Genomic DNA, 13,086 nt, shown 5'->3' on the forward strand with positions numbered 1-13,086 from the left:
GCATCCCTCCATCTCACATTTCATTACATTTGATTAGGTGGTGCATAACGTATTGCAATATTTTTCATTTGCGTATAATTTCTCAACGCGACAAAACCTTTTTCTCGTCCAATGCCACTCTTTTTATAGCCACCAAACGGCATTTGAATTCCGCCTGCTGCTCCATAGTTATTGACAAACACTTGTCCAGCTTTTACACGACTTGCAACATAATGTGCGGTATCCAAATTTTTCGACCAAACGCCTGCAACTAATCCGTAATCTGTACTATTCGCTAAGGTAATTGCTTCATCAACCGTCGTAAACGCAAATACAGTTAACACCGGTCCGAAAATTTCCTCCTGCGCGAGAGGATCGTTAGCTTTTACTCCAGCAAGTATTGTTGGCTCAACATAATAGCCCTGTTCATAGCCTTTAATCGTAAGAGTTTCACCACCAGTAACTACGTAGCCATCCTCTTTCGCCTTTTGCAGCAGTGTTGAAATCTTCGTATATTGTCGTTCATTTAGAAGCGGGCCCATATCAACGTCCGCTTCACCAGGGCCAACTTTTAATGCTTGGAATTTTTGTATTAATTGTGCCATGAATTTTTCTTTAGCACACTCTTCAATTAGGAGTCTGGCTCCTGCCGAGCATGTTTGTCCGGCATTTTGAATAATGGCGCGTACAACTCCTTCAAGCGCTTGCTCCATGTTGGCATCCGCAAAAACAATATTTGGGGATTTTCCACCAAGCTCTAATGTCACTGGTACAACATTTTCTGCGGCTGACTTCATCACCTCAATGCCTGTCGGAACAGAGCCTGTAAACGTAATATGATTAATATCAGGATGGGATGTTAAATACGGTCCAACATCACGACCTAAACCTGTAATATGCTGAAAAATACCTTTTGGTACCTTATCCGCAAACCATTCCGTTATAGCGTGTGTAGTTAATGGCGTATCCTCCGCACTTTTAACAATTACTGCATTGCCTGTAGCAATTGCAGCTGCTACACTTCTTGCCGTAATTTGAATAGGATAATTCCAAGGCACGATATGTACGGTAATTCCTACAGGCTCTAACACTACCGCATTTAAAATGCCGTCTTCAATGGGAATCGTATCCCCCATAACTTTATCAGCAGCTCCTCCATAAAACTCAAAATAGCGGGCTGCCGCTTCCATATCCGCTCTTGCTTGTGTTAACGGCTTTCCAACATCACGACATTCTAACAAACTCCATTCCTCTGCATGCAGACGTATATAGCGTGCAAGTTCAATGAGTAGCTGCCCACGTTCATAAGCCTTTATTTGTCGCCACTCTTCACTTTCAAACGCTACTCGCGCAGCGCGTACAGCCTCGTCCACATGGATTTTATTCGCATTCGTAATTTGGGCAATGACTTTACCAGTAGAGGGGTTCATGACATCTAATAATGCTTCCATATCACCATGTATCCACACACCATTTATCAACATCGGAATTTTCTTCACGCGTATCCCTCCTATAGTCCACGACCACCGTCTACATGCATTGTCGTTCCTGTAACCATGCTCGCTGCATCAGAGAGTAAATAACTTACCGCTCCGGCAATGTCTGATGGATTCACTAATCGCCCAAGTGGGACCGATTGAACAAAGACACTCTGCTTCGTTTGCTCAACGTCCGCTCCTTGTGCCGTAAATTGAGACAGCATCTGCGTATCAGCTGGCCCTGGGTGAATCGTATTCACACGTATTTGGAACGGAGCTAGCTCAATAGCCAAACCACGTGTAAAACTCTCCGCTGCCCCTTTAGATGCAATATAAGACTGTAAACCTGGGCGTGGTCGTACTGCAGAAATGGAAGCGATTGTGACAATTGAGCCCTTTAGCCGCTCCTTCATATAAGGAACGACTGCCTTTGTTGTAATAAATAAGCTTTTAACATTGACATCCATTAACCGGTTCCACTCGTCTATCGTCACTTGCTCAATCGGTTTTGCCGCCTGCGCTATACCAAGCGCGTTGACAAGTCCATCAATCCGTCCATACTCATTAAAAATCTGCTTGAAGACTTCGTTCACACGCTCCTCTTGTAAGACATTGACCTCAAAGCATCGCAAGGCATCGTGTGCTAAATCATTTAAAGAAGCTACTGATAAATCAAGCCCTACAGCAATATTGCCCTTTGCAAGTTGTTCCTGAATAATGGCTTTTCCCATACCACCACCAGCACCTGTTACGATGATGACCTTTTGTACTACTGCCATGCTATACACCCCTTGCCGCTAAATTCATTTTGATAATCTCCTGACAAATCGCATCACCCATTTGTGCCGTTGTCGCCTGTCCACCAATATCTGCGGTTTTCACAGCCCCTTCTCGAAGTACCGCCTCAATCGCACTTACTATTAGCACCTCTAAATCAGGTCTTCCGATATGTCCAAGTAACAAAGCAAGTGACCAAATTTGTGCAATTGGGTTTGCTATGCCCTTTCCTGCAATATTTGGTGCTGACCCATGTACAGGCTCAAACATAGACGGGAATTCCCTTTCTGGATTTAAATTCGCTGACGGTGATAACCCAAGACCACCAACGATGGCTGAACCTAAATCTGATAAAATATCTCCGAATAAATTGGAGGCCACAACAACCTGAAAATCTTGCGGTCGTTCCACGAAATAAGCTACTAAAGCGTCGATATAGATAGATTCTAACTCTAGTGCTGGTGAGATTTGTGCAAGAATTCTCTTAGCATGCTCATCCCAAAACTTCATTGAATGTATAATAGCATTCGATTTTGTCGCGCTCGTAATTTTTGTTTTGCCATTTTTATAGGCATAATCACAGGCGGCTTGGACAATCTTTTCAATACCGATACGTGTCATAATCGTATTTTGAATCGTCATTTCCTGTGGCTGACAATGATAAATTCGCCCACCACTATCGGAATATTCCCCCTCTGCATTTTCACGGAAGATCACAAAATCAATATCCCTTCCATTAGCAAGAGGGGAGGCTATACCAGGTAATGATTTAATCGGACGGAAATTTACATATTGCTGGAAGTTTTTTCGTATCGGCATAATTAATTCCCATACTGTCACGTCATCCGGAACACGAGCATCTCCAATAGCCCCAAATAATATCGCATCATATTCTTTTAGTATCTTTAATGCATTGTCTGGCATCATCCGACCGTTTTCGAGATAATAATCTGAGCTCCAAGGAAACATTGTTGTTTCTATTTGTAAAGATGAATCATGTTCCTGAATAGAATTTAGTACCTTTAGTGCTTCCTCCATAACTTCCTTTCCAATGCCATCACCTGGAATGACTGCGATTTTTGTGTGAGTCATAGTCATTGTGCATCACCTGCTAAAAACTTTAATGCTGCTAAACGGTAAATGGCTGTAGTTTCTGCTAATTCTTCGATATCGACATATTCGTCAATTTGGTGGGGCATATCACGATCACCCGCTCCAACGGTAACGATCGGTACCCCATGCACATGTAGGAATGTTCCATCTGTAGCCCCTGGGACACCGTTATATTTCGGCTCTTTTTCCGTTACCTCAGCGACTGCCTCATAAATGGCTTGTACAACAGGCTCCTCCTTAGCTGTTGCTGTCGCAGGACGATTATCAAGTACTGTTAACTCAACTTTAAAATCCGGATCATCTGCTTGCAGGCGTTTAATAATTCCCTCAATTTTACCGAGAAGCTCATCGTGATCCTGTGCAGGAACTGTACGAATATCAAGCGTCGTCATACAATGATCAGGAATGACATTAATTTGCGCATCTCCTTTTACAGGCGCGCGTAAAATCGTTGGTGTAATAGATGGCCAGTTAAGCATCGGATCACGTCCTAAACGTGCCTGCTCTTCTTTTTCCAATTTTTCAAGCTCTACGATGAAACGTGCCATGCGCCAGTTCGGATTAATGCCACTCCAAGAAATCGCACCGTGCGCCATTTTACCGAAAACATCCACTTTCAAGCGTATTGCCCCACGCTGTGCGATACAAACGTTGTTTTCCTCTGGCTCACATATAATCGCTCCATCCACATCATCTGCCCAGCCATTTTTTATAAAATGCTTAATACCAAGCATTAACCCTTCTTCATCACATGGAATACATAAAATAATCTTGCCTGTAAATTCCTCCTGATCCAGTAGCAACGACTGACAAGCTGTAATCATACACGCAAGATTCCCTTTTGTATCATTTGTACCTCGGCCATACATTCGACCATCAATAATTTCTGCACCGAATGGATCGTACGTCCACGCTTCACGATTTCCTTCAGTAACGACATCTGTGTGTCCTTCAAAGAGGAGTGTTTTTCCTGGCTTACCCGAGTCAATAATACCAATGACATTCGGCCGACCTGGCACAACCTCCTCAACATGTGTTTCAATCCCTATATCACGTAAATATCGAGCTACATAATTCGCAACTTCTTGTTCATTGCCATTTGGATCATCTTCTCGGTAAACGCTTTCTATACGTACTAGCTTTTGTGTAAGCTCAATAACTGCTTCGCGGTCACGTAAATAAGATTCCGTCGTCTTTAAACTAGTTACTGTCATTTATAAGCCTCCTATATTTTATAGAATATTCTGAAATTAATTCATTTTATCATTATCCGATTCAACAAGCATTAGACAATTTGTAAATAATATATAGAATGCTTTTAACTTTATGTTTAGTAGTGAAAAGCTAGAAAACACAAAAATAATATATATTATGTTATTTTTCGATAAAAAGAGACTTAAGGGATCATTACCATAACATGGGGTTGATTTCCGTTCCGGCCGGGCTTGCTGTCGATACGCTTTCGCACAGAGCAAAGCTTCTTGGGGGTGTCAAGCCTCCACTCCAATCAACTTATTTGCATGACATAGGTTTTATCAAAATGTCATCTCATCTTTAGCCGAATTTAAAAGTAATGATGGAGAAATTAATTTTATATAGCTTCAAGTTTTTAAATCATTAATAAACTAAACTATGTTTGGGGTTGCATAACCACAGGTGGATTCGAGGAAAAGTAAGACTGGACACAACATACAAAATGTTAGAGCTCTGACATTTGCAAGTTAGTTCAATTAGAGAAGGCGTATCCTGTTATGAACAGGATACGCCTTCTAGTGTTTGTGTGGTGAAAGATACTTTAATCTGCTAGAGATTAGTTAGTGGATATGGCCATTAAATCATCATTTTCTAGCCAGTGTTTACCGCCGAGAAAATCAACTAAATAAAGCGGTTTGTAGTTGTTATTAATAGTAGTATAGATGACTTCGCCCGTTATCTTTAAGGCAGCTATCATTACTTGTGATCTGATAGGATATTTAATATCGACGCATTCCTTTAGAACAAGGGTGAATTGTTCCATAGAGCAAACACCAGTCTGGAAGATACGGTGATTATCATCGGTCTCAATATGGTATATAACTCCCCCGTCTTTTAATACATCGATTACGATTGTATGTTGGAATTGACCAACTGAACGAGTAGCAGAAAATCTACACCCGGTAACAGCTCGGTGAAATGGTTCTTCTTTATCTGGATGATATAAGCTTCTCTCTACTTGCTCCCAACCACTTTCTGTAAGAGCATTCTCAATATAACTAAAGATAGGGACGTATCGACTCGGATTTTCTAGTATGAATTGTTTTATTTCATCAAGTTCTTGAGCGAATAAGTTGTCGAAATTAGTTTCATCGTAATCTCCCTCAGAATACGTTTTAGTCAAATCTTTCATTTGATCTCTAAACTGTTGGGGGGCGATAAGCTCTGTAATAGCCCCTTCATATTTAAGTACTTCAGATGTTTGGATATTGCCTGATGGATCGAACAAATATGGTTTACCTAAATAAGATGTTTCTAAATATACCTTTAATAGTTTCATCTGCAAAACTCTGTTGTGTTGTATTATTGGAAGCCAAATTGCAATGATGTTATATCCAAAGACTTCATTCATTGCTAAGGCAAATATATGGCTACGGTTAAGACAATAATCGAATAGTGTTCTTCCTGTTGCGCCTACTCTAATTTCAGTTAAAGGTAAGTCTACGAAATCGTATTTCAACTGCACTTATCTTCCCTCCTTAAAAACTATAATCTTTTTTTATTTGTCATTTGTTATTATTTATTATGCACTGTGCTCTTATAGCTTAAACTTCAAGGGTACCGATATAGAATATGCTCCTGCTCTCCTATGTTCCTGTTCTCCTGTTCCACTATAAAATAACTTGTGAGATTTCAATGTATGAAACTTATGAAAAAAACATGACTGAAAGAAAATCAAAACGAAAATCCTTAATCTTAGGGAGTAATTTCCTTCAATAAGACTAGTTGATCTGTTTTTCTTAAGTATTCGACTGCTTCATACACATTCTAGGAAGCAACAATCTATAAAAAAACAGCCTAACAAAAAATGGAATTGAAATATAAAAAAACCAGCGTCTATTTGAATTGCTCAAATAGACGCTGGTTTTTTCATTTTATTGCTGGCGAGATTCTGTCATTTGCTTCCAAACAGAACCTTTTGCTTCCTCACCTTGTTCGATGCGGGCAATCGCCATTTTTACTTGTAGCTTCACTTCAAACTCTTTATCCTCTTCAGCAGCTTTTAATGCCGTTAACGATTTCTCCGTACCGATTTCATATAAGTACATAGCTGCACGCCAACGAACTAGTTTATTTTTATCTTGTAATGCTTGCTGCATCGCGTCTTCAAATTCCACTAAGCCGAGGTCGCTCATACAATCTCCTGCAGTTCGACGTACCGCTGCACTTTTATCCTGTAATGCCTTTTCCAAAAAAGGTACAACCGCTACATCTTCAATCATTCCTAAATAAACGGTTGCAAGTCGACGGATAGACATTTGCTCATCTTGTAACGCTAAATCTAAAAGTGGTAAATCATCTAGCTCTGGATCTGCCATTTGGTCAAGCAGTTGGAAACGTTTTTCCCATTCTGGTTGTTTAAACTGTTCAACAGAAATTTTTAGCTTAGCTGGCTTCTCAATAGTTTTCTCAGAATCATTAATCGTTGCAATAATCTCCGCTAAACGTTCCTCTGAATAAGTTACATCGATTTCTTGTTTTACGGCTTCTGCAATTTCCTCAAGCTCTCCATAACGTACACCATAGTCAATCCACTTACGTTGGAAAATATAATTTTCATCAACTGCTGTCTCAATAATTTTATTGAAAGCTTCCACAAAGCGCTCACCACAGCTTACACGGTGCTCACGTTGATTATCAAACACCTTTACTTGAAGCGGTACTTGTTTATAAAACTGCACATGGACGTACACTTCACCATAAAATTCATTGGCAACTTGTTCATTGTTTACTTCCTGTACATCTTCACCTAACACTTGACGGATGCTTGCCAAAATACCTTCCCATGCATACTTTGCGTTACGCTCAACAGCGAAGAAATCTGCTACATGATACACACCTTTAACACCTTCAATTGCTAAAATTGCTGCCGCTTCACCCGTTGCTTCATCTTTATTATCTTTTGTAAAATTATAGCTTTTGCCAAAAGGTAACTCTGTATCAACGACAATCTTCATAGAATTAGGGCTTGGTGTCGGCTCAATTGTAATAATCTTCATGTCTATCGCTCCTTATCCGTTTACGATTTCATCTAAATACGACCATCTTTCAATCAGATGCTCATATTTTGCATTCAGCTCATCTAGCTTCGCCGTTAATTCCTGTAGCTTTGTAAAATCAGCTCCAGCATTAGCAATACCTTCTTCTGTCTCCATAATCGCTGTCTCAGTCTTTTCTATGTCATCAGTAATAGTTTCCCATTCTTTTTGCTCTTTAAAAGATAATTTTTTCTTGTCTGATTTAGGTTTTTCGGTCTTAGGTTTTTCAACTTTTGGAGCCTCTACCTTTACAGCTGCTTCCTGTTCACGCTTTAGTAAATATTCACTGTAAATATCAAGCATCTCTTCAACATGCCCAAGACCATCTAAAATCCACAGCTTCTTCGCGATTCGATCTAAGAAAAAGCGATCGTGGGATATCGTTATAACGACTCCAGGGAAATGCTCAATGAAATCCTCTAGCACACCTAATGTTTCAATATCTAAATCATTTGTAGGCTCATCTAGTAACAGTACGTTCGGTTGCTCCATTAATAATCGTAATAAATGCAGACGTTTACGTTCACCACCTGATAATTTACCAATAGGTGTACCGTGTGCATGAAGTGGGAATAAGAAGCGCTCCAGCATTTGAGCAGCCGAATAGCGTACACCTTCTGCATCTGTAATATCATTTGAAGCTTCACGAATATATTCAATCATTCGCTCATTTTCATTCATCTTTGGTAGTGTTTGTTTGAAATGTGCTAACTTCACTGTCGAACCAACAAGAATTTCACCAGCATCAGGTGTTAGCTCTCCTGCTAGCATGTTCAATAATGTTGATTTTCCTACACCATTCGCGCCGATAATACCAATACGATCGCCCTGCTGTAGTAAAAATGAAAAGTTATCAAGGATTTTTTGTTGGCCAAATGCCTTTGAAATATTTTCAGCCTCTAAAACTTTCCGACCGAGTCGTGTTGTTGCTAGTCCCATTTCAAGAGAGACATCCTCAGATTTACGCTCCAAGTTATCCTCTAACTGCTCGAAGCGCTGGATACGTGCTTTTTGCTTCGTAGAACGCGCTTTCGCACCACGACGAATCCATTTTAATTCTGAGCGATAGCGGTTGCGATCCTTTTGTGCAGAGGCTGCTTTCATTTCCTCACGAATAGCACGAGATTCTAAATAATCCCCATAATTCCCCGTATGGCGGTATAATGTTTGATCAGCCAGTTCGTAAATATGCGTAGACAGCTCATCTAAGAAATAACGGTCATGGGTAATAAATATAACTGCTCCCTTTAATCGTAACACCATTTCTTGTAGCCACTCTGTAGACTGTACATCTAAATGGTTGGTAGGCTCGTCTAATAAATAAAGATCTGCCGGCTCGATTAACACTTTTGCTAAAGCAACGCGCTTTTGCTGACCGCCTGACAGTGTTAATACTTCTTTATCAAACATTTCAATCCCAAGCTTCGTAAGCGCTGTCTTAGCAAGAGCATTGACATCCCATGCCTGCTCTTCATCCATACGATGTTGCAAGCTAAATAACGTTTTTTGTAAACTTTCTGAAGTCGGATTTAAGGCAAGTGCAGCAACCGTTTCCTCATATTCTCGATTCAGTTTTAAAATAGGTGAATCCCCTGCAAACACTGCCTGTAACACAGTTTCGCCACTATTAAAAGTAGGCTCCTGTGGTAAATAAGCAACACGATATTTATTTGGGCGGTCAACTTCCATAGAATCCGCTTCGATTTCATTTGCTAAAATAGAAAGCAATGTGGATTTACCAGTACCATTAATACCAATTAACCCAGCTCGCTCCCCCTCATAAATGGTAAATTCAATATTTTGAAAGAGCGTTTTATCGCCCACTGTTTTCGTTAAATTTTGTACAATTAAATGACTCATTACACTTGTCCATCTCTTTCATTTAGGTGTTGTTTAATGTCCATACTACTTTTAATATGTAGTTTATTATTGATATCCATTTTTATCATAACACCAAATGACAGGTAAACAAAGGACAACAAACTCTTCTTACCCCTCTAAAAAAACCTCCTCCATTACATGCAAAATGAAGAAGGGTAAAAATCACAAAAAAATATCCGGATAGAAAATTTTTCCATCCGGATACAGAAGCTAATTATTTCACCAATAATTAAGAAGCTTCCACCATAATCCTCCTACAATAACAAAAATCAGAATTGTTACAACGGAAACTACAAAACCAACTGTCCACCATTTTTTTTGATCAATATAGCCTGCACCAAAGAAGACCGGTGCTGGACCAGAACCATAATGAGTAGTGGCGCCAAATAAATTACTAAATGCCGCTAATAATATAGCCGCCAACATTGCTGGTGCACCTGCTTGCAACATAACAGATAAAAACGCTGCATACATCGCACTAATATGAGCAGTGGAACTCGCAAAGAAATAATGAGAATAGAAGTAGACTAATGCTAATATGATTACAGCCCATATCCAACTATACCCAGATACAAGTCCACCCACTTCATTACTAAACCACGGAATCAACCCTAGTTTGTTCATAAAAGATGCCATCATAAATAGCGTTGCAAACCAAATTAGTGTATCCCATGCGCCTTCTTCCTTCTTAATATCTGCCCATGTTAATACATCTAACAATAAAAGTAATGAAAGACCAATAAGAGCTGCTGTAGTAGCACTAATGCCTAAGTAGTCTCCACCAATCCATAACGACAACACAGCAACAAATACTACGATCATTCGTTTTTCAGAACTTTTCAATGGACCAAATTCATCCAATTTCTTTTTAGCAATAGCTGCTGCCTCTGGTGTTTCCTTGATTTCAGGCGGATAAATTTTATAAATAACATAAGGAACAACGATTAAAGCTGTTAATCCAGGGACAATCATGGCCAATGCCCAACCAAACCAAGTAATCGTTACCCCAGCTGAATCACTTGCTAACTTTACAATTAAAGGGTTTGCTGCCATGGCTGTCATAAACATAGCAGACGTTATTAAATTCCCTTGAAAGCCTACCTTTAATAAAAATGCCCCCATCTTACGCTCCGTCCCATCTTCCGGTTTAGATCCGAAAGTATGAGATAAAGACTGGATGATTGGAAATATAACACCACCAGCACGAGCTGTATTACTAGGAATAGCAGGTGCTAATATTAGGTCACTTGCCAATAAAGAATAAGACAAACTCAGAGTTTTTTTCCCAAAAAGACGAACAAATACATAGGCAATTCGTTCACCTAGTCCCGTTTTAATAAATCCACGAGAAATAAAGAAGGCAATAACAATTAGCCAAATCGTTGAATTGCCAAAACCGCTTAGAGTCTCTTCAATAGTTAATGTATTTGTTATGGCAATCATAGCCATAGCAATAAAGGATATCGCTCCCATTGGCAACGGTTTCGATATAAATCCTATAATTGTCGCAACAAAAATAGCAAATAGATGCCATGCCTTTTCATCTACTCCCGAAGGTACTGGACAAAACCAGATTGCTACGCCAACAGCAAGGGAAATGAAGAAAGGAATCCATTTGACTGAGCTTTTTGCTTCTTTCATAATATTAATGCTCCTTTGACGGTTACCCCAATGTTTTTTAACAGGCGATTTCTCCCACGATCTAATACCCGAATAAACTATAGACAAAATCAAGATCCCCATTGTCGAAAAAGCATAAGTAATTATATATACTTTACGTAACTGATGAAAAGAATTTCGGCTTATCTTTCAAAAAAAATTCACCTTTGATTGTATATATCCGTTTTTTATGTCATTTTTTTGTTTTATTAACTTTTGAAACATCATAGTTATTGAGGTTAGCATGCGCAACTATACTAAAAAGATACGAATAGCGTGTAAATTACCTTTTAGGCTTGAACCAATCCCACACATTCCAGAAAGTAAAAAAATATTTTATTTCATGCAAAGACAATATAATAATCTTACAAAGTTCAATTATGCCCCGTTCACTCGAGCGGCAGCAAAAAAATTGACAAGAAAAAATATACTTAACCTGAATCATTCTTCTTTCAGGCGTAAATTAATCGACATTTCAGCTCTAAAAAAATCCGTTGTCTATTGGAGTAGACAACGGATTTTTGATGAAACATCTATTTAATTAGCCCACATTATTTTTGGAAGCGTGAATAATTACTCACCAATCTCATTTTGTAATTGCTCTAAAAACTGCACCATAAATTGATGGCGTTCTTCAGCCATTTGTTTGCCCTTCTCTGTAATCATTAAATCCTTCAGCAATAAGAGCTTTTCATAAAAATGAGTAACTGAGGATGTATTTTTACTACGATACTCGTCCTCAGTCATATCCATACGCGCATTTTCTTCCTTGTCATAAAGCTTTCGACCTTTAGCCCCTCCAAAAGCAAACGTCCGTGCAATACCGATTGCTCCAATTGCATCTAAACGATCTGCATCCCGTGCTATTTTTGCTTCAAGAGAAGTTGCTTCTAGTTCGTTGCCACCATTAAACGATACTTGTTCGATGCAATCCCGAATATGTTGCTTCTTATCTTCACTTAAAGGTAGCTCAGCAATCAGCTTATTTTCTTGCTCTTTGCTTTCGGTATACTTTTTATCACTTACATCATGCAAGAGCACAGCAATTTTCACAACTTCTGCATCCGCTTCTGACTCTGTTTCTAATATCGCTAACGCATTTTGATAAACACGTTCAATATGTTGAAAATCATGACTAGCATCAAATTGTTCGTAAATTCCCCGTACTTTGTCCATTAAATTGTTCATAATCTTAGTTCAGTCCCTTCGTACATTATTATACTGTATTGCTTAGAATAGTTGGCAATTATTAAGCAACCTCGAGGCTTTAAAAAAACAATATCGCAAAATGATTTCAATTGACAAACTTTTCAGAATATTGTAAGGTGAATGTACAGAACATTTAACATTGTTCTGTAACTCACTATTTCAGTGGTGTACAGCAACTATGTTTTGACAGATTTAACAACTTCAGCGGGCTTGCAATTGAATACTGTGTTGAAAGATGACGTGCGTATAGTGTAAATCAATTATCCAAGAAAACAAATAAAAGTGAACATTTTTCCCTTAGAAATTCTTTGTTTCAACCCGCATAGCGAATGTACATGACGAAATAAGTGAACAAACAGATAGCTTGTTGTCACGAACTAGAAAGCTTTGACCATTTGTCGCAAGCGTGTGATATTTGTATCATTAATTGACGTTACCTTCTGTAATCATACCCTTGAGTATGTGTGAACGTAACTCCTCCCATTAATAACAAATAACATATCGAATTCATGCCAACATTTGCGAAAAGTCAAAATATCAGAGTCGTGCTAACAAAACTAGAGAATTCTTTTTTAGGCAACCATTTTTCCGAATTTCATTTAAGCCGTAAATGAAGTAATAAGTTATGAAGGAAGTAGGAACGATAGTTATGTTACGTATTACCAACCCGCTGAAGAAAAAGTGAAAGCTGCCCATCT

9 protein-coding genes are annotated in these 13,086 nt (G+C 39.0%); all 9 read right to left on the reverse strand.

Annotated features, from left to right (window positions below; genetic code table 11):
- Positions 1-23: 23 nt before the first annotated feature.
- The 9 genes from ABE34_RS19475 to ABE34_RS19515 all read right to left on the reverse strand — a co-directional run bounded on the left by ABE34_RS19475 (position 24) and on the right by ABE34_RS19515 (position 12,367).
- Positions 24-1,478, reverse strand: a complete 1,455-nt coding sequence (locus tag ABE34_RS19475) for an aldehyde dehydrogenase family protein (RefSeq protein WP_197144102.1) — start codon at positions 1,476-1,478, stop codon at positions 24-26.
- 11 nt (positions 1,479-1,489) lie between these two features.
- Positions 1,490-2,236, reverse strand: a complete 747-nt coding sequence (locus ABE34_RS19480) for an SDR family NAD(P)-dependent oxidoreductase (protein ID WP_197144103.1) — start codon at positions 2,234-2,236, stop codon at positions 1,490-1,492.
- Between the two features lies 1 nt (position 2,237).
- On the reverse strand, positions 2,238-3,326 hold the full coding sequence (locus ABE34_RS19485) for a tartrate dehydrogenase (RefSeq protein ID WP_197144104.1): 1,089 nt from the start codon (positions 3,324-3,326) through the stop codon (positions 2,238-2,240).
- Between the two features lie 2 nt (positions 3,327-3,328).
- A complete protein-coding gene (locus ABE34_RS19490; protein ID WP_197144105.1) occupies positions 3,329-4,561 on the reverse strand; it encodes a M20 family metallopeptidase in 1,233 nt (410 codons plus the stop codon).
- A gap of 596 nt (positions 4,562-5,157) precedes the next feature.
- Positions 5,158-6,066 (reverse strand): hypothetical protein, encoded by a 909-nt coding sequence (locus ABE34_RS19495; RefSeq protein WP_197144106.1) that lies wholly within the window; start codon positions 6,064-6,066, stop codon positions 5,158-5,160.
- Positions 6,067-6,475: 409 nt separating this feature from the next.
- Positions 6,476-7,600 (reverse strand): conserved virulence factor C family protein, encoded by a 1,125-nt coding sequence (locus tag ABE34_RS19500; RefSeq protein ID WP_197144107.1) that lies wholly within the window; start codon positions 7,598-7,600, stop codon positions 6,476-6,478.
- A gap of 12 nt (positions 7,601-7,612) precedes the next feature.
- Positions 7,613-9,499 carry an ABC-F family ATP-binding cassette domain-containing protein gene (locus tag ABE34_RS19505; protein WP_197144108.1) on the reverse strand — a complete coding sequence of 629 codons (1,887 nt, stop codon included), beginning with the start codon at positions 9,497-9,499 and terminating at the stop codon, positions 7,613-7,615.
- Positions 9,500-9,739: 240 nt separating this feature from the next.
- A complete protein-coding gene (locus ABE34_RS19510) occupies positions 9,740-11,161 on the reverse strand; it encodes an anion permease (protein WP_206700669.1) in 1,422 nt (473 codons plus the stop codon).
- Between the two features lie 591 nt (positions 11,162-11,752).
- Entirely contained in the window at positions 11,753-12,367 is a 615-nt protein-coding gene (locus ABE34_RS19515; RefSeq protein ID WP_197144109.1) for an HD domain-containing protein, read from the reverse strand.
- Positions 12,368-13,086 lie beyond the last annotated feature (719 nt).

Origin of the sequence: Lysinibacillus sphaericus, from assembly GCF_015844675.1 — a bacterium.
Lineage (GTDB): Bacteria > Bacillota > Bacilli > Bacillales_A > Planococcaceae > Lysinibacillus > Lysinibacillus sphaericus_E.